The organism is Nocardia sp. NPDC047038 (assembly GCF_040644075.1).
GTDB lineage: Bacteria > Actinomycetota > Actinomycetes > Mycobacteriales > Mycobacteriaceae > Nocardia > Nocardia sichangensis.
The window spans coordinates 258,890-276,771 of the sequence record NZ_JBEYVQ010000003.1 but is presented as its reverse complement, the minus strand read 5'-3'; the positions used below and the strand labels follow the sequence as shown (position 1 = coordinate 276,771).

Sequence of the window (17,882 nt, the reverse complement as noted above, 5' to 3'; positions counted from 1 at the left end):
AAGGCACAGCGGTCGCATGCACCGGCGCGCGTCGACTCGTCCCGCACCGCATCGACGCGCGCCACCCCCTGCACGCCCCGGCTGGACAGCGACTCCACCGGCTCGTGGTCAGGCGCCGTCGCCGTGCCGAAGTCCTGGGGACTGCCGCGGCGAGCCGTCACCACGGCTTCCTCCGGCAAGGCACAGCGGTCGCATGCACCGGCGCGCGTCGACTCGTCCCGCACCGCATCGACGCGCGCCACCCCCTGCACGCCCCGGCTGGACAGCGACTCGACCGGCTCGTGGTCAGGCGCCGTCGCCGCGCCGGAGTCCTGGGGACTGCCGCGGCGAGCCGTCACCACGGCCTTCTCCGGCTCGGTGCGTCGACAGTCGCATGTACCCGCGTGGGCCGACTCGTCCGGTGCGCCCACACCGGCGTGCGCCGCCGCTCGCCGCGCGCCGTGGCCGGGTAGCCGCTCGGTCGGTTCGGCGGGCGTGGACTCGAGGATCGCGAACGCTCGGTCCGCGGCCGCCATACCGTCCTGGGCGGCATGGAAACGTTCGCCCACCATGCGCAGCGGCAGATACACCTCCGGGGCGAGCACCAGCACCACCAAGCCCGCGTAAAGACTCATCTCACCGAAGACCAGTCGCAGCCCGATGGAGACCGCGATCAGTGCCACGCTCAGCGTGGCGAGCAACTCCAGCACCATGGAAGACAGGAAGGCGATGCGGAGCGCGCCCATGGTGCGCCGGCGCAGCGCGTCGCCGAGATCGCGAACACGGTGCCGCATGGTGTGCGCGTGTCCGGTCGAACCGCCCGTCCCGGTGTCGTTCCGCTGTCCCCGCGCAGTGGGCTCGGGTTCCGCGTCGCCGGTCTCGCGGCCGAGCGCACGCAATGTCGGCATGCCCGCGAACAGATCGAGCATTTGGTCCGACAGCCGGGTGGTGGCCGCGAGCGTGGCTTCCGCCCGGCCCTGGGTCAGCAGCCCGATGAGGATCATGAAGATCGGGATGAGCGGCAAGGTGATCACCACGATCACACCGGAAGTCACATCGTGGGCCGCGATGACCGCGAGCACGATCGGTGGAACCAGCACCGCCAGCAGCAGAGCGGGCAGGTAGCCGACGAGATATCCGCGCAGCCCGGACAGGCCCGTGCCGACGACCACGGCCAATTCCGTTCGACGCGCGTCGAGTTCGCGAGGCGACAGCCGTGCGCCCGCACCGAGCACCGCGCCTTCCAGCTCCGCCACCACGCTCGCGCCCGCTCGGTGCGCCAGCCGGGACTGCGCCCACGTGGCGAGCACCCGGGCCGCGATCGCGACCGCGAGCACGACGAGTTCGACCGTCCACGCGCCGAGCGTGCGCGCACTCGGATCGGTGACCACCCCGGCGAGCACCCGCCCGATCAGCACCGCCGCGACCACGATCGCGCCGGTGACGACCAGCGACAGCGCCACGCTCAGCGCGAGGTAGCTGCGCGCCGAGCGGGCATAACGCCACAGGCGCGGATCGATCGGCGGGCGGGCCATGGCGTCAATCCTGCGCGACCCGCAGGGGCAGGCCGACCGGGGGCGGGATCTGCTCGACGGTGATGCGCTTGCGGAACACCCAGTACGTCCAGCCCTGGTACACCAGCACGACCGGCGTGACCAGCGCGGCGGCCCAGCTCATCACCTTCAGCGTGTACGGCGTGGAGGACGCGTTGTAGACCGTCAGGTCGAACGCCGCATCGATCGTCGAGGGAAGCACCGCGGGGAACAGCGAACCGAACAGCAGCGCGGTCGCCGCCGCGACGGTCACCGTGGTGCCGGTGAACGCCCACCCGTCGCGCTGCGCGAGATCGGCCGCCGCCGCCACGACCAGACCGAGCACGGCCAGCCCCAATGGGATCCAGGTCCAGTCGTTCCCGTAGGCCAGCTGCGTCCACAATCCGAATCCGCCGACGACGACCACGGTCGGGACGAGCAGCAGCCGGGCGGTGCGTCGTGCGTCGTCGCGGACCTCGCCCGCGGTCTTGAGCACCAGGAACATCGCTCCGTGCAGCGCGAACAGCAGTCCGGTCGCCAGCCCGCCGAGCAGGGCGTAGGGCCCGAACAAGTCGGCGACCGAGCCCGCGAACTGCTTCTTCTCGTTCAGCGGGACACCGTGCACCACATTGGCGAACACCCAGCCCCACGCCAGCGCCGGAACCCAGGAGCCGATGCCGATGCCGATGTCGCAGCGGGCCCGCCAGCGCGGATCATCGATCTTGCCGCGGTACTCGATGGCGCAGATCCGCAGGATCAGCGCGACGAGCACCAGCAGCAACGCCAGGTAGAAGCCGGAGAACAGACTCGCGTACCACTCCGGGAACGCCGCGAACATCGCGGCGCCCGCGGTGATCAACCAGACTTCGTTGGCGTCCCACACCGGCCCGATCGTGTTGAGCACCGCGCGCCTGCGCCGGTCGGACCCCTTGCCGAGGATCGGCATGAGCATGCCGACGCCGAAATCGAAGCCCTCCAGCACGAAGTAGCCGGTGAACAGCACACCGATCAGGACGAACCAGAACTCTTGCAGACTCATCGCCGGCTCCTAGTAGGCGAACGAAAGTTGTTCGACGGCGGGCTCTTCGGGGCGGCGTTCGCCCGAAGTCGTATCCGTGTCGTGCGGTTCGGCGGCGGGCGCCGCCGGATCCGGTCCGTGGATCACGTACCGGCGCATCAGGAAGAACCACACGAACGCGAGCGCGCCGTACAGCAGCGTGAAGGTGATCAGCGAGAACAGCACGACGCCTGGCGCGTGATCGGAGACGCCCTGCTGAACGGTGAGGCGCAGATTCGGGTCGCCGGTTGGGTTGGGCGCGACCACCCAGGGCTGCCGCCCCATCTCGGTGAACACCCACCCGGCGCTGTTGGCCAAAAACGGGGTGGGTATGGCCAGCAGGCTCAGCCAGGCGAACCAGCGCTGGTCCGGCACTCGTCCGCGGCGGGTCAGCCAGAGCCCGGCCAGCGCGAGCAGCACCGAACCCGCCGACAGCCCGATCATGGCACGGAACGACCAGTAGGTGACGAACAGGTTGGGCCGGTAGTCACCGACACCGAACTTCTCGTTGTAGGTCTTCTGCAGGTCGACGACGCCGTCCAGCGTCACACCGGTGAACTCCCCCTTCGCCAGCCAGGGCAGCACATAGGGCACTTCGAGCACGTGCGTCACGCTGTCGCAGTTGTTGTGCGTGCCGACGGTCAGCACGGAGAAATCGGGGTCGAGGGCGGTGTGGCACAGCGATTCCGCCGAGGCCATCTTCATCGGCTGCTGCTCGAACATCAGCTTGCCCTGCACGTCGCCGGTGTAGACCAGAGCGGCCATCGCCGCGATCACCACGACGATGCCCGCACGCGCGGCGGGCCGCCACATCTCGCGCGCGTCAGCCGACTTCGCCTCGTCGCCACTGCGCGCGTTGCGCACCATCCACCAGCCGGCGATGCCGACGACGAAGGTGCCCGCCGTGAGGAAGGATCCGGCCACCACGTGCGGGAAAGCCGCCAGCAAGGTGTTGTTGGTGAGCACCTTCACGATGCTCTCCAGCTCCGCGCGACCGGTTTCCGGGTTGTAGCGGGCGCCGACCGGATGCTGCATGAACGAGTTGGCCGCGACGATGAAGTACGCCGAGGCGTTCACGCCGATCGCGACCATCCAAATCGCGCCGAGGTGCAGCAGTTTCGGCAACCGGGTCCAGCCGAAGATCCACAGTCCGAGGAAGGTCGACTCCATGAAGAAGGCGATCAGCCCTTCCAGCGCGAGCGGGGCGCCGAACACGTCACCGACGAAGCGGGAGTACTCGCTCCAGTTCATGCCGAACTGGAACTCCTGCACGATGCCGGTCGCGACGCCGAGCGCGAAGTTGATCAGGAACAGCTTGCCGAAGAACTTCGTCAGCCGCAGCCAGTGCTGCTTGCCGGTGACGACCCATGCCGTCTGCATGGCAGCGACCAGCGGCGCGAGACCGATGGTCAGCGGCACCAGCAGGAAGTGGTAAACGGTTGTGATGCCGAACTGCCATCGGGAGATGTCCAAGGCGTTCAAGCCGGCCTCCTGCGTGTCTACGACATGTCGTAGTAAAGCCTACGCCGGAGCAGACCTCGAAAAATGAGTCCTAGGCCACGCCACCAGGGCTGATACTGCCGGTTCGGCCTGTTTTCCGTGCTCATCACCGCCCCGTGCCCGCCCGAGTAGGACGGAGATCACGGAGCGGCGCACACTCACCAGTCGCCGATGGCTCCCGCCCGCTCGATACCGCGATCGACCAGCCCGATGATCTCTTCGGCGTTGTCCGGCGCGGACATCCGCAGCCCGTCCAGCGAATTCACCCGCGCCGCAAGCGAAATGCTCGACAGCATCCAGATGCTGTCACAAGTGAGCAGGTCGGCGGTGAACAGCGAGTCGTAGCGGCATTGCCAGCCGGCCTTCTCGGCTTCGGCGAACAGCGCGCGCTGGGTGACGCCGGGCAGCACACCGTTCTTCGCGGGCGGCGTGATCAGCTGCTTGTCGCGGGCGATCACCACGGTGGATCGCGGCCCCTCCAGCACCCGGTTCTCCGTGCTGGTGAAGATCACGTCCTCCGCGCCCATCCGCGCGGCGAACCGCAGGGCGGCCATATTGGTGGCATAGGACAGCGTCTTGGCACCGAGCAGTTGCCATGGCGCCGCTTGCGCGAGGTCGACCGAGATGCCCCGCGACAGGCTCACCACGGCGACGCCCTCGGTGCGGGCCTTCTCGACGCGCTCGGGCACCGGCACCACGAGCACGAAAGCGGTCGGCACGGGCACGGCGGCGGCGAGGTCACCGGTCTTGACCTTGTCGGGCGTTGCGGCCAGCTCGGAGTCGCGCCCGCGGGTGAGCACCAGCCGCATCACGCCTTCGCGCTCGCTGCCCCACTCCTTGGCGGCGGTCTCCACCGCCTCGCGCCATTTGCCCAGTTCCGGCTCGGGCAGATCGAGCGCCTGGGCGGAGCGGCGCAATCTGCCTAGATGAAATTCGATCGCACACGCGACGCCCGCGCGCACGAGCACCGTTTCGAAGACACCATCGCCACGCAATACGCCAATATCGTCCGCAAACAACAACGGCGCATCCGCATCCCGGACCGCGCCATCGAGAGTTACCAGAACTCGATCCACCATGCGACGAGCGTAGGCGGTGTGAGCGGACAATGCCTATGTCACGGCCGCTTTTGCCAGACCTTTTGTGCAGCCGCCCCACGCGGCCCGCTGTAATGCTCGGACAATGCCGATCGGCTATGCCGTTCTCCGGCGCCCTGGCCCGGTTCGCGCACCGCCGGGCGGGCCCGCCTAGAGTGGGAGAGGTGTCCGTGGTCGTTGCGCCCAGCCCCATCCTCAGTGTGTCGGGAGCCGTCGCGGGAGCGGCGGGTTCGCCCGACGCCGCCGTCGCGTGGCATTACGGCGATCCGTTCGGCGAGCAGCGCGCCGCGGTGCAGCGCGCCGCGATCGTCGACCGGTCACACCGATTCGTGCTGCGCATCACCGGCGCGGAGCGGCTCTCCTGGTTGCACACCATCTCCAGTCAGCATGTCGCCACCCTCGGCGACGGGCAGTCCGCCGAGAACCTCGACCTGGATTTGAACGGCCGGGTCCAGCATCACTTCGTGCTCACCGAACTGGACGGCGCCGTCTGGATCGATACCGAAGCCGAGCGCGGACCCGACCTGCTCGCGTTCCTGCAGAAGATGGTCTTCTGGGCCGATGCCAAACCCGAAGCCGCCGACCACGCGGTACTCGGCCTGCTCGGCCCCGGAGTGGCAGACCTGGCCGAAACACTCGGCATCACCGCCCTTCCCGGCGTGTACGAGGCGACGCCGCTGCCCGGCGGCGGATTCCTGCGCCGGATGCCGTGGCCGACGGCCGACTCCTTCGACTTGGTCGTCCCGCGCGATCAGCTGACCGGCCTGTGGGACCGGCTCACCGCGGCAGGCGCCGTTCCCGCCGGAATGTGGGCGTTCGAGGCATTGCGCGTCGCGGCCGTCCGGCCGCGGATCGGATCGGACACCGACGAGCGGACCATCCCGCACGAGGCCCGCTGGATCGGCGGCGTCGCCGAACACGGAGCCGTCCACCTGGACAAGGGCTGCTACCGCGGCCAGGAGACGGTGGCCAGGGTGCACAACCTCGGCAAACCGCCGCGGCACCTGTTGCTGCTGCACCTGGACGGCTCGGCGGACGAGCGCCCGGTCATCGGCGACGACGTCACCGCCGGCGGCCGCGCGGTCGGCAGGCTCGGCACGGTCGTCGACCACTTCGAACTCGGCCCGATCGCCCTCGCGCTGGTCAAGCGCGCGGTTCCGGCCGACACCGCGCTGGTCGCCGGCCCGGTCGCGGCGTCCATCGATCCCGATTCGATGCCCTCCGACGACGAACCGCAAGCGGGCCGGCTCGCGGTCGACCGGCTGCGTGGGCGCTGACCTGTTGACCGGCCACCGGCAAGCGGCACGTTTTCCTCAGCCGACATCCGCACTCTTGCTCAGCGCCGAGCTCCCCATTCGTGACGAGAGGAGCGCCGTTCATGCGCGTCGGTGATTCCGGAGAGGTGCTCGCGGCGTGCGTCGTGCACGCCGATATCGAGGTACCGGGAAGGGTCGGTCGCAGCGCCATCGACAAGCGCCCGGCGGCGGGACGAGTCGCGGTACGCGCCCTCGGCTTGGACGGCGATCACGTCTGCAACACCAAGCATCACGGCGGCGTGCACCAGGCCGTCTACGCCTACGCCGACGAGGACGCCCGCCGCTGGGGCACGGAGCTCGGCCGGGAACTGCCCGCGGGCTGGTTCGGCGAAAACCTGCGCGTGCGTGGCCTTCCGGTCAGCGACTCGGTGATCGGCGCGCGCTGGACGGTCGGTGACACCGTGCTGGAGGTGAGCGCTCCGCGCGTGCCGTGCGCCACGTTCCAGCACTGGAGCGGCGAGCAGCAGTGGGTCAAACGGTTCACCCTGCGCAGCGATACCGGCGCCTATCTGCGGGTGCTCACCGAGGGCACGATCGCGGCGGGCGACCGGATCTCGGTGGTACACGTCCCCGAGCACGGCATCACGGTCCGCGATCTGTTCACCGGCGCCGATCCGGATCTGCTGGCGATCCTGCTCGCCGACGAGCCGACCATCTCCGACGACGTGCGCATGCAAGTGGAACGGCACGCGCGCAGGCATGGCAACGCCGTGCGCGCCACCGCGCACCGGCACGCGACGACGAGCACCGACGACATCGGCACGGGAGCGAAATCGTGAGTGTGGAACTGGTCGAAGTGGTCCGCTCGGGCTTCCGTGAATGCGTGCACCGCGGCTCGGTGGTGGTGCTCGACGCCGCGGGCGAGCCCACCCTCGAACTCGGCGAAGTGCACCTGCCGATCTTCCCGCGCTCGACGAACAAGCCGATGCAGGCGATCACCCTGCTGCGCAACGGTTTCCAGCCGGTCGATGACGCCGAACTGGCGATCGCCACCGCCTCGCACTACGGCGAACCCGACCATGTCGCGCTGGTGCGCAGGCTGCTGGACCGGTTCACCCTGCCCGAATCCGCCCTGGCCTGCCCGGCCGATCTGCCGTACGACGAGGGCGCCCGCACCGCGTTGCTGTCCGGCGGAGGACAACCCCGCCCCATCTACATGAACTGCTCGGGCAAACACGCGGCGATGCTCGCGACCTGCGCGATCAACGGCTGGCCGACCGAGGGCTACCAGGACCGGGCGCATCCGCTGCAGCGCGCGGTGATCGCGACCGTGGCCGACCTGACCGGCGAGCCGGAAGCCGATCTGGGCATCGACGGCTGCGGATTGCCGATCATCCCGGTCTCGCTCGTCAACCTCGCGCGGGTGTTCTCGACCATCGCGACGGCCGAGCCGGGGAGCCCGGAACGCCGGGTCGCCGACGCGGTGCGCGCGCATCCGCGAGTGATTTCCGGCACGAACGCGCCCGATCTGCTGACCATGCTGGCCACTCCCGGGCTGGTGTGCAAGATCGGCGCGGATGGTGTGCACGCGGGCGCGCTGCCGGACGGATCGGCTTTCGCGTACAAGATCGAAGACGGCCACGATCGCGCGCGAATGCCGCTGACGCTGGCGATTCTGCACCGAATGGGAATCGAGTGGACCGATGCGCACGCGGAGCTGGCGGCCCCCGCGGTGCTGGGCGGGGGTATCCGAGTCGGTGTGATTCGTGCTATACCCGGGGTCGTCTAGCTATTCCACGGCAGGGCGACAAGCGGGCAAACGGCACTGGTTCCGGAGTTCTTCACCCACTCCTGGAAGCGAGACCGCCGGACACACGCTAAAGTGTCTGTCAGGAAGAGTATTAATTCGAACGGGGCCGCCACCAAACCCCAGGCCGCCCCGCTGTGACGCGAGGGGGTCAGCCATGGGCCGTGGCCGGGCTAAGGCAAAGCAGACCAAGGTCGCACGCGAGCTGAAGTACAGCTCGCCCACGACCGACTTCGCGAGCCTTCAGCGCGAGCTTTCGGGAAGCCCCAACTCCCAGCGGAGTGGTGGTGTGCTGTCCGATGAGCACGACGCGGACGACTCCTTGTCCCGCTGGGACGAGGACGACGACTACGACGACTGGCGCCGCTGACTCGGATTTACGTCTGAAGGGGGAGGCCGACGGGCCTCCCCCTTCGATCGTTGTCGCGGGTTGACGTCTCTGGCGCCGAAAAGGCTTGCAACACACCGGAGTCCCGCATCGTACATAGATGCGGGACTCTCACGTGTCTTCACCGCGAATCAGAACCGCGGATGCTCACCGACCAGCACGGCGCGCGCGGCGTCGGCGTCCTTGGCCTTCTTGACCGTGCCCAGCGTCCAGCACTCGATGTGCCGTGCGGTCAGCACCGCCAGCGCCCGGTCCACATCCTCGGGAGCGACGACGGCGACCATGCCGACGCCCATGTTGAACGTCTTCTCCATCTCGGGCCGCTCGACCCGGCCGCGCTGGGCGATCATCTTGAACACCGGCGCCGGGTTCCAGGTGCCTCGATCCAGCTCGGCCACAATGCCCGCGGGCAGCACCCGGGCGAGATTGGCCGCCAAGCCACCGCCGGTGACGTGGGCGAACGTGCGCACATCGGTTTCGGCGATCAGCGCGAGGCAGTCCTTGGCGTAGATCCTGGTCGGCTCGAGCAGTTCCTCGCCCAGGGTGCGGCCGAACTCCTCGACGTGGCCGGTGAGCGACATGCGATCGATCTCGAGCAGCACCTTGCGGGCCAGACTGTAGCCGTTGGAGTGCAGTCCGGAGGACCCCATGGCGATCACCACGTCGCCGGGACGGACCCGGTCGGGTCCGAGCACCGCGTCGGCTTCGACCACGCCGATGCCGGTGGCGGACAGGTCGTAGTCGTCCGGATCCATCAGCCCGGGATGCTCGGCGGTCTCGCCGCCGAGCAGCGCGCACCCGGCGCGCACACAGCCCTCGGCGATGCCGGAGACGAGTTCGGCGACCTTCTCCGGGACGACCTTGCCGATGGCGATGTAGTCCTGGAGGAACAGCGGCTCCGCGCCGCAGACCACGAGATCGTCCACCACCATGGCCACCAGGTCGAGGCCGACGGTGTCGTGTTTGTCCATCGCCTGCGCCACCGCGATCTTGGTGCCGACGCCGTCGGTGGAGGCCGCCAGCAACGGTTCCCGGTAGCCGCCCTTCAGCGCGAACAGCCCGGCGAAGCCGCCGAGGCCGCCTTGGACCTCGGGCCGGGTCGCCTTCTTCGCCAATGGCCCGAACAACTCGACTGCGCGATCACCTGCCTCGATGTCCACGCCTGCCGCGGCGTACGAAGCACCACCACTGGGGGTCTGTTCAGTCATTTTCGGGGAAAGCTCCAAACCGAATCGGCGGATAGATGCCTGCTCACGCTACCGGAGCCGGATAACGACCCCGCACCGGTGTTGGCTCGCCCTCTTGACAATAGGGCAGAGCCAACCGTAAAGCGGACGATCAGTCCGTCTCGTCGCCATCGAACCCCGCGGCCTGTGCCCGGCGGTGGCGTTGCCGCACCGGATCCGGTACCGGCACCGCGGCGACCAAGCGGCGGGTGTACTCCTCCCGTGGGGCGCGCAGGATGCGATTCCGATCGCCCGCTTCCACCACCGCACCGTCGCGCAGCACCACGATCCGGTCGGCGAGCTGGTCGACCACGGCCAGGTCGTGGCTGATGAACAGGCAGGCCCAGCCGCACTCGCGCTGTAGCTGACCGAACAGCTCCAGCACCGCGGCCTGCACCGAGACGTCCAGCGCGCTGGTCGGCTCGTCGGCGACCAGCAGGTCCGGGTCGAGCACCAGCGCGCGGGCGAGGCTGGCACGCTGACGCTGCCCGCCGGACAACTCGTGCGGGTACCGGCGTTCGACGCCCGCGGGCAACCGCACGTCGTCGAGTAGCAGGCGCACCCTGGCGCGAATCTCCGCCGAGCTGCCCGCCTTGTGCACGAGCAGCGGTTCGGACACGCACTCGCCCACGGTGAGCCGGGGATTCAGCGAACTGGCCGGGTCCTGGAAGACGAATCCGAAGCGCCGCCGAATCGGTCGCAGCGCGCGCTGTGACAACCCCACGATGTCCTGCCCGCGCACTCGCACCGTTCCGGAGGTGGGCCGTTGCAGTGCCGCGACGCAGCGGCCGATGGTCGACTTGCCCGAGCCGGACTCACCGACCAGGCCGAGCGTCTCGCCGGGACCGATGCGCAGACTCACGCCGTCGACAGCGCGGAAACGCGGCCTGCCGAACGGGCCGGGAAATTCGACCACCAGATCACGGACCTCGAGTACCGGATCGCCCTCGGTCTCGGCACTGTCGGGCGGGCCGTGCTCGATCTGCTCGGTACCCAGGTGCGGGACCGCGGCAAGCAGGGCGCGGGTGTAGTCCGCCGTGGGACGCGCGAACAGTTCGTCCACCGGCGCCTGCTCGACCACTGCTCCGTCGCGCATCACCACCACGCGGTCGGCGATGTCGGCGACCACGCCCATGTTGTGGGTGATCAGCACGATCGCGCTGCCGATCCGGTCGCGCAGGCCCCGCAGCAGGGCGAGGATCTCGGCCTGCACCGTGACGTCCAGCGCCGTGGTCGGCTCGTCGGCGATGATCACCTTCGGCTCGCAGGCGATGGCGATGGCGATCACCACGCGTTGTTTCTGCCCGCCGGAGAGCTGATGCGGGTAGTAGTCCACCCGGTGCTCCGGATCGGGCAACCCGACCAGGCGCAGGAGTTCCACCGCCCGCGCCTTGGCCGCCTTCTTGGTCAGGTCGGTGTGTGCGCGCAGCGCCTCGCCGATCTGGAAGCCGACGGTGAACAGCGGGTCCAGGGCCAGGCCTGGTTCCTGGAACACCATCGAGATCGCGCCGCCGCGCAATGCGGTGAGCTGCCTCTCGTTCATCGTGGTGACCTGCTCGGTCCCCAGGGTGACCAGGCCGCGCACCGTGGCCGTCTCCGGCAGCAAGCCCATCGCGGTGCGTGAGCTCACGGACTTGCCCGAACCGGACTCCCCGACGATGGCCAGCACTTCGCCGGGGTAGACCTCGTAGGAGACGTCGGTGACCGCGTGCACCGGCCCCGCGTCGGTGGCGAAGGTGACCGACAACGATTCGATGGACAGGGCGGGGCGGCCCCGCTCCGTCGCGGAGGACTCAGGCATCGGTCGCGTCCTTTCCGCCGCCGTCCGGTCCGGCCACCGCCGCGGCGCGGCGGGTGCGCAGGACGGGGTTCAGCACTTCGTTGAGGCTTTCCCCTACCAAGGTCATGCCGAGCACGACGAGCACGATGGCGACACCGGGAAAGATGCCCGTCCACCAGATGCCGTTGGACACGTCCGGCAGCGCTTTGTTCAGATCGAAACCCCATTCCGCGGCCTGGGTCGGTTCGATGCCGAAACCGAGGAAACCCAGGCCGGCCAGGGTGAGGATGGCTTCCGACCCGTTGAGCGTGATGATCACCGGCAGCGATTGAGTGACATTGGCCAGGATGTGCCGGAACAGGATTCGTGTGGTCGACGCGCCGGTTACCCGCGCCGCGTCGACGTACGGCTCCTGCTTCACGGCCACGGTCGCGTTGCGCACCACCCGGAAGTACTGCGGGACGAAGACCGCCGTGATGGCCACCGCCGCGGACAGCACACCGCCCAGGCTGGTCGAGCGACCGCCCGCGACCACGATGGACACCACGATCGCCAGCAACAATGTCGGGAACGCGTACATCGCGTCCATGAACAGCACGAGCAACCGGTCCGGCCACCGGCCGACGTAGCCGGACAGCAGTCCGAGCGGTACCCCGATCAGCAGCGAGAGCAGCAGGGAGATCGTGATCACCCACAGGGCTGTCCGCGCGCCATAGATCACCCGGGAGAACACGTCTTCCCCGCGCACCGAGGTGCCGAACCAATGCTCGGCCGACGGTGCTTGCTGGCGAACGAAATCGACGCCGTCGGCGGCACTCTGGGCGAATCCGTACGGTGCGATCAGCGGAGCGAAGAGCGCGGCGACCACGAAGACACCGACCAGAGCCAGTCCGAGGACCAGCGTCGCACGCTGCAAACCGGAGGTCATCGAGAACAACCGGAGGCCGGGTACACCCCGCCGCGCCGCGGGTGGCGTGACCAGGGTTTCGTTCAGCAGTTCCGGAGCCGTCATCAGAACCTCACCCTCGGGTCGATCAGCGCCACCAGGACGTCGACCAGGAAGCTCATCACCGCCACGATGAGCGCGATGAACGCGACGATGCCCTGCACGGCGATGAAGTCGCGCGCCGAGAGGTATTGCGCGAATTGATAGCCGAGGCCTTTCCACTCGAACGTGGTCTCGGTGAGCACCGAGGCGCCGAGCATCATGGCGATCTGCATGCCCATCACCGTGACGATCGGGATCAGCGCGTTGCGGAAGGCATGCCGCCCGGTCACCACGCGGCGGGACAAGCCACGGGCCCGTGCCGCGTCCACGTAGTCGGCGCGGAGGGTCTGGATCAGGTTGATCCGCACCAGCCGCAAGAAGATGCCCGCGGTGAGCAAGCCGAGCGCGATGGCGGGCAGCACGGCGTGTTTCAGCACGTCGAGCAGGTATCCGGCGTCGCCGTAGAGGATCGCGTCGATCAGCATGATGTTGGTCTTCGGCGAGACGTGTTGCAGCCGCAGTTCCACATTGGTGCTCGCCCGGCCCGCCACCGGCAGCCAGCCGAGTCGCACCGCGAACACCAGCTTCAGCAGCAGGCCGACGAAGAACACCGGCGCGGCGTAGAACAAGATGGCCAGCAACCGCAACGTGGTGTCGGCGGCCGAATCCCGCCGGGTGGCGGCGTACCTGCCCAGCGGGACGCCGATCGCGAACGCGACCACGAGTGCCCAGCACACCAGTTCCAGCGAGGCGGCGCCGTAGGTGACCACCACCTCGCTGATCTCCCGGTTGTCCTGGGAGCGACCGAGATCCCCGTGCAGAAGCCCGGACAGATAGTCCCAGTACTGGGTCAGGATCGGGCGGTTCAGCCCGGCCGCCTCCTTGCGCGCCTCGATCTGTTCCTGGGTCATGCGTCCGCCCATCGCCGCGCTGATCGGGTCGCCGACCACGCGCATCAGGAAGAACACGACCGTGACCAGGATCCACGCGGTCACCGGAATCAGCAGCAGGCGGACGCCGAGGTAGCGCAGCAACGCGCCGTGGCGTGAATCGTCGCCGCCCTTGCCAGTTCGCCGCAGGGCGAAGGGCCGGGCCCGGACGGGTGTCGGCGCGATGTCCGCCGATGTGGTCGCCCCGGGCCCGGCCGGACCGCCGGAACTCACTTGCTCAGCACCGTATAGCGGAACTTGAACGATGCGTCGAGCGTCTGTTCCACACCCTGCACCCCGGTGGCGGAGACCGCGATCTGCTTGCCGGACAGCAGCGGAACGATCGGCAGGAAGTTCTGCGCGAGATCACGCTGCACCTGCTGGATCTGCGCGAGCCGCTTGTCCTTGTCGGGCTGGGTCGCCTGGGCGATCAGCTGGGCGGAGATGCCGGGGTCTTCGAAATGCGACTGCAGGAAGTTGTTCGGCCCGAAGAACGGGGAAAGGTAGTTGTCCGGGTCCGGGAAGTCCGGGAACCAGCCGAACTGGAAGAGCGGGTAGGCATCACGGGCGCGTTCCCGCTGGTAGGTCACCCATTCGGTGGATTGGAGATCGACCTTGAACAAACCCGTTGCCTCCAGTTGCGACTTGATCGCCGCGTACTCCTCGGAGCTGCTGGAGCCGTAGTGGTCGGGGTTGTACTGGAGATTCAGCTCGACCGGCGTCGCGACCCCCGCGTCGGCGAGGAACTTCGCCGCCTGGTCCTTGTTCGGCTGGGGGCCGTAGATTTCCTTGAACGGCTCGGCCGCGCCCGGCATGCCCTGCGGCACGGACGAATACGCGGGCAGGTAGGTCTTCTTGTAGACGCCGTCGGCGAGCGCGGCACGGTCGACGGTGGCCGCGACGGCCTTGCGCACGGCCAGTTTCTGCGCGGGCGTGCCACCCGGCATGGTGTTCAGATTGAACACGATGTAGCGGAGTTCCCCGCCGGGTCCCTCGTGCACGGCGACCTTGCCGTCGTTGCGCAGCGACTCGATGTCGGTGGGCGTGAACGACCGATATCCGACGTCGAGCGAACCGTTCTGCAGGTCGAGCTTCATGTTGTCGGTGGTGGCGTAGTACTTGGTGGACACCGTCTCGGTCTTCGGCTTGCCGAGGATGCCGTTGTAATCGGCGAACGCCTGGTACTCGACGAGTTTGTTCTTGTCGTAACTGGCGATGGCGTACGGGCCGGAGTAGCCCTTGGCCTTCACCACATCCTCGTCCGGCATCACCTTGTCCGGCGCGTATACCTTCTCGTCGACGATCGGCCCGGCCTGGGTGGGCAGGATCGCGGGGAAAGTCTGATCGTCGGCCACCTTCAACGTGAACGCGACGGTGCGCGGGTCCACTACGTCGGTCTTCTCCAGGTTGCCGAGCAGCGAGGCGGGACCGTTCGGGTCGTTGATCCGCAGCATCCGGTCGAAGGAGAACTTCACGCTGGTCGCGGTCAGCGGGTTGCCGTTGGCGAACTTCAGGCCGTCTTTCAGCGTGCAGGTATACACCGTGGGCGTGGTGAACTCGCACTTCTGGGCCGCGTCCGGCTTCGGCGTCGCGTCACCGGGTGCGAAGTTGAGCAGGTACTGATAGATCTGCGTCTCGGCGACCAGCGACCCGTTGTCGTAGGCGGCCGCGGGATCGAGCGAGAAGATCTTGTCGGTGGTGCCCGCCACCAAGCCGCCGCCGTCACCGCCCTCCCCGGTTCGCCCGGAACCGCATCCCGCCAGCACCGAACCCGCCAATGCCAGCAAGCCCACGGCCGCGATGGTTCGCGTCCCGATCTGTCGCCCCAACCTCGAATTCCTCATCACGGCCCCACTTCTCGAGCGCCGCACGCGTTGCCCTGGATCGCAGGCCCGGTGCGGACACGGGTGAACTTCCGATCTGATCGGCACCGTACCTACGAAGCATTTTCGGCACGTTACGTTTTCGAAGAAAATCCGCGGCGCTCTCAGCAGGTGTTATGCGCGGCGACTACGACCGGCCCGAAAAACCGGTCGTACGTCCAGAATCGCCGGACGGTGCACCGCGTGATGTCTCGAGCAGGCCACATCACCGCGCGAGACAGCGAACAGCATCAGCAGCGCATCGCGTTCTCGCCCAACAGCGCGACTGGCCCGAACCTCAGCGGTGGTTCGTGATCGTCAACGACGTTCGGGGTCACGGCACGCTGACTCCCAACTGCCCTATTGGCGCCACCATCGCACGTGTCCTCGGACACGACCACACCGCCACCCCGCCGCTCACGCCCGCCGCCAGCGGATGAGTGTTCGGATGTCTCGGGCACACCGGCCACACCGGTGACTCGCCCGCCGTCCACAACGCCTCTACCGCCCACTCGTGCGCCTTGTCGGCGAGATACGCCACCTGCTCCGCGTAGTCGTCGCCGACCAGCGGTCCGATCCCGGCGCCGCTACCGTCCGGCTCGTAGAACATCACCCAGTCCATGCCCTGATGCGTCTCCTCGACCACGATGGGCTGGACAGCGCAGGTAGCGGCCAGATCCCGACGCACGGGCTCCAGCGCGGCGGCGTACTTCGCATCCATGCGCTCATTGTGCGGCACGCGGTGAGCGAGTTCGGTTACGCGGATCCCGCGCGACGTCCCGCGTTCAGGGACGGCTCAGCGCGCTCGCATTCGCGTTGTCGCCCAGCAGTTCGGCCTCGGTCTGACCGGTGAGCATGCCCTCGAGCACGTTCTTCCCGATCGCGGCCTCGGTGGGCAGCGGGATCGGATAGTTGCCGTCGAAGCACGCGGCGCACAGCCGCGAGCGCGGCTGTTCGGTGGCGGCGATCATGCCGTCGAGCGAGATGTAGCCGAGGGTATCGGCGCCGATCGACCGGCGCACGCCCTCGACCATGTCCGCGACGTCACCCTCGGTGCCCGCTCCGTTGGCGATCAGTTCCGCCCGCGAGGCGAAGTCGATGCCGTAGAAGCAGGGCCACTTCACCGGCGGCGAGGCGATCCGCACGTGGATCTCCAACGCGCCAGCCTCGCGCAACATCCGGATCAGCGCGCGCTGGGTGTTGCCACGCACGATCGAGTCGTCCACGACGATCAGGCGCTTGCCGCGGATGACCTCGCGCAGCGGATTGAGCTTGAGCCGGATGCCGAGCTGACGGATGGTCTGGCTGGGCTGGATGAACGTGCGGCCGACGTAGGCGTTCTTCATCAGGCCCTGGCCGTAGGGCACGCCCGACCCCTGCGCGTAACCGACGGCGGCCGGTGTGCCGGATTCGGGAACCGGGATCACCAGATCGGCGTCGACCGGGTGCTCCTTCGCCAGGCGACGGCCGATCTCCACCCGGGTGGCGTGCACCGACCGGCCCGCGATGGTGCTGTCCGGCCGCGCCAGATACACGTATTCGAAGACGCAGCCCTTGGGCTCGGGGTTGGCGAAGCGCATCGAGCGCACGCCGTCGGCATCGATCGCCAGCAATTCGCCGGGTTCGATCTCGCGGACGAAGGCGGCCCCGACGATGTCCAGCGCGGCGGTCTCACTGGCAACGACCCAGCCACGCTCCAGCCTGCCCAGGCACAGCGGGCGCACGCCGTGCGGGTCGCGCGCGGCGTAGAGGGTGTGCTCGTCCATGAAGGTCAGGCAGAACGCGCCCTTCAGGGTGGGCAGCAGTTCCATCGCGGCCCGCTCGATGCTGGAGTCGGCGGCGGCGTGCGCGAGCAGCGCGGTGACCACGTCGGAGTCGGACGTCGCCGCGGCGGGCTGCGGGCGCCCGCCCCGGACGGAGGCGAGCAGGCCGAGTTCCCGTGCACGGCCGGCCAATTCGGCGGTGTTGACCAGATTGCCGTTGTGCCCCAGGGCAAGTCCGGAGCCCACCGCGGTGGTGCGGAAGATGGGCTGAGCGTTCTCCCAGGTCACCCCGCCCGTTGTGGAGTAGCGACAGTGACCGACGGCGATGTGACCCGGCATGGCCGCCAGCGTCTGCTCGTCGAACACCTGGCTGACCAGTCCGAGATCCTTGAACACGAGGATCTGCGAGCCGTCCGACACCGCGATGCCCGCCGCCTCCTGTCCACGGTGTTGCAGAGCATAAAGCCCGTAATACGTGAGTTTCGCCACTTCTTCGCTCGGCGCCCAGACTCCGAAGACTCCGCACTCCTCGCGCGGCTCGTTCTCGTCGACGTCCGGGGTGGGACACGAGGCGGCGGAAATGCTCTGGACCGGCAGTTCGGCGTTGGTCACCGTTTGCTCCCTGTTCGGGCGGGCTGGGGGCAGATTTCATTCTACGGATGCCGCGGCGGTGCCCGCGCACCGCCGCCGCATCCGAGCAGCAATTCCAGGTGACCGA

Annotated in this window: 16 protein-coding genes; 5 read left to right on the top strand and 11 right to left on the bottom strand. The window is 68.4% G+C overall.

The annotated features are described in order from the left end of the window. The 4 genes from ABZ824_RS14810 to ABZ824_RS14795 all read right to left on the bottom strand — a co-directional run. On the bottom strand, positions 1-1,514 hold a 1,514-nt coding region (locus tag ABZ824_RS14810), incomplete at its 3' end, for an ABC transporter transmembrane domain-containing protein (RefSeq protein WP_356963668.1). A gap of 4 nt (positions 1,515-1,518) precedes the next feature. Next, positions 1,519-2,550: a cytochrome d ubiquinol oxidase subunit II gene (gene cydB, locus ABZ824_RS14805; protein ID WP_355076974.1), complete on the bottom strand. Its 1,032-nt coding sequence runs from the start codon at positions 2,548-2,550 to the stop codon at positions 1,519-1,521. 9 nt (positions 2,551-2,559) lie between these two features. Continuing rightward, on the bottom strand, positions 2,560-4,050 hold the full coding sequence (locus ABZ824_RS14800) for a cytochrome ubiquinol oxidase subunit I (protein ID WP_356963667.1): 1,491 nt from the start codon (positions 4,048-4,050) through the stop codon (positions 2,560-2,562). A gap of 176 nt (positions 4,051-4,226) precedes the next feature. Beyond that, the gene (locus tag ABZ824_RS14795) at positions 4,227-5,087 is read right to left on the bottom strand and encodes an aminodeoxychorismate lyase (RefSeq protein WP_356963894.1); all 861 of its coding nucleotides are present in this window, start codon (positions 5,085-5,087) and stop codon (positions 4,227-4,229) included. Between ABZ824_RS14795 and ABZ824_RS14790 the strand changes: the two genes are divergently transcribed. From ABZ824_RS14790 to ABZ824_RS14770, 5 genes are all read left to right on the top strand, one after another. After that, positions 4,995-5,240, top strand: a complete 246-nt coding sequence (locus ABZ824_RS14790) for a hypothetical protein (protein ID WP_355077071.1) — start codon at positions 4,995-4,997, stop codon at positions 5,238-5,240. The two genes, ABZ824_RS14795 and ABZ824_RS14790, sit on opposite strands and share 93 nt — an antisense overlap. 89 nt (positions 5,241-5,329) lie before the next feature. Then, positions 5,330-6,442: a folate-binding protein gene (locus tag ABZ824_RS14785; protein WP_356963666.1), complete on the top strand. Its 1,113-nt coding sequence runs from the start codon at positions 5,330-5,332 to the stop codon at positions 6,440-6,442. 101 nt (positions 6,443-6,543) lie between these two features. Beyond that, the gene (locus ABZ824_RS14780; RefSeq protein ID WP_355076969.1) at positions 6,544-7,260 is read left to right on the top strand and encodes an MOSC domain-containing protein; all 717 of its coding nucleotides are present in this window, start codon (positions 6,544-6,546) and stop codon (positions 7,258-7,260) included. Next, positions 7,257-8,210 carry an asparaginase gene (locus tag ABZ824_RS14775; protein ID WP_356963665.1) on the top strand — a complete coding sequence of 318 codons (954 nt, stop codon included), beginning with the start codon at positions 7,257-7,259 and terminating at the stop codon, positions 8,208-8,210. Before ABZ824_RS14780 ends, ABZ824_RS14775 begins: the two co-directional genes overlap by 4 nt. Before the next feature lie 175 nt (positions 8,211-8,385). Next, positions 8,386-8,598, top strand: coding sequence for a DUF3073 domain-containing protein (locus tag ABZ824_RS14770; protein WP_039794982.1), 213 nt, complete (start codon positions 8,386-8,388; stop codon positions 8,596-8,598). A gap of 149 nt (positions 8,599-8,747) precedes the next feature. On the opposite strand, the gene purM is transcribed toward ABZ824_RS14770, so the two are convergent. The 7 genes from purM to purF all read right to left on the bottom strand — a co-directional run bounded on the left by purM (position 8,748) and on the right by purF (position 17,776). Continuing rightward, positions 8,748-9,824, bottom strand: a complete 1,077-nt coding sequence (gene purM / locus ABZ824_RS14765) for a phosphoribosylformylglycinamidine cyclo-ligase (RefSeq protein WP_355076965.1) — start codon at positions 9,822-9,824, stop codon at positions 8,748-8,750. A 130-nt stretch (positions 9,825-9,954) separates the two neighbouring features. Then, positions 9,955-11,643 (bottom strand): ABC transporter ATP-binding protein, encoded by a 1,689-nt coding sequence (locus ABZ824_RS14760; protein ID WP_356963664.1) that lies wholly within the window; start codon positions 11,641-11,643, stop codon positions 9,955-9,957. Continuing rightward, positions 11,636-12,550 (bottom strand): ABC transporter permease, encoded by a 915-nt coding sequence (locus ABZ824_RS14755; RefSeq protein ID WP_356963893.1) that lies wholly within the window; start codon positions 12,548-12,550, stop codon positions 11,636-11,638. The genes ABZ824_RS14760 and ABZ824_RS14755 overlap by 8 nt, the downstream gene beginning before the upstream one ends. An 83-nt stretch (positions 12,551-12,633) precedes the next feature. Then, on the bottom strand, positions 12,634-13,644 hold the full coding sequence (locus tag ABZ824_RS14750) for an ABC transporter permease (RefSeq protein ID WP_356963892.1): 1,011 nt from the start codon (positions 13,642-13,644) through the stop codon (positions 12,634-12,636). A gap of 125 nt (positions 13,645-13,769) precedes the next feature. Next, on the bottom strand, positions 13,770-15,302 hold the full coding sequence (locus tag ABZ824_RS14745; protein WP_356963891.1) for an ABC transporter substrate-binding protein: 1,533 nt from the start codon (positions 15,300-15,302) through the stop codon (positions 13,770-13,772). A gap of 433 nt (positions 15,303-15,735) precedes the next feature. Beyond that, positions 15,736-16,122, bottom strand: a complete 387-nt coding sequence (locus ABZ824_RS14740; protein ID WP_355076962.1) for a hypothetical protein — start codon at positions 16,120-16,122, stop codon at positions 15,736-15,738. A 64-nt stretch (positions 16,123-16,186) separates the two neighbouring features. Then, positions 16,187-17,776, bottom strand: a complete 1,590-nt coding sequence (purF, locus tag ABZ824_RS14735; RefSeq protein ID WP_355076960.1) for an amidophosphoribosyltransferase — start codon at positions 17,774-17,776, stop codon at positions 16,187-16,189. Between the last annotated feature and the right edge of the window lie 106 nt (positions 17,777-17,882).

Excerpts from the sequence above, each read along its gene's own strand:
- cydB (WP_355076974.1), bottom strand. The coding sequence starts at position 2,550 with ATGAGTCTGCAAGAGTTCTGGTTCGTCCTGATCGGTGTGCTGTTCACC.
- ABZ824_RS14790 (WP_355077071.1), top strand. The coding sequence starts at position 4,995 with ATGAAATTCGATCGCACACGCGACGCCCGCGCGCACGAGCACCGTTTC.
- ABZ824_RS14780 (WP_355076969.1), top strand. The coding sequence starts at position 6,544 with ATGCGCGTCGGTGATTCCGGAGAGGTGCTCGCGGCGTGCGTCGTGCAC.
- ABZ824_RS14770 (WP_039794982.1), top strand. The coding sequence starts at position 8,386 with ATGGGCCGTGGCCGGGCTAAGGCAAAGCAGACCAAGGTCGCACGCGAG.
- purM (WP_355076965.1), bottom strand. The coding sequence starts at position 9,824 with ATGACTGAACAGACCCCCAGTGGTGGTGCTTCGTACGCCGCGGCAGGC.
- ABZ824_RS14760 (WP_356963664.1), bottom strand. The coding sequence starts at position 11,643 with ATGCCTGAGTCCTCCGCGACGGAGCGGGGCCGCCCCGCCCTGTCCATC.
- ABZ824_RS14755 (WP_356963893.1), bottom strand. The coding sequence starts at position 12,550 with ATGACCTCCGGTTTGCAGCGTGCGACGCTGGTCCTCGGACTGGCTCTG.
- ABZ824_RS14740 (WP_355076962.1), bottom strand. The coding sequence starts at position 16,122 with ATGGATGCGAAGTACGCCGCCGCGCTGGAGCCCGTGCGTCGGGATCTG.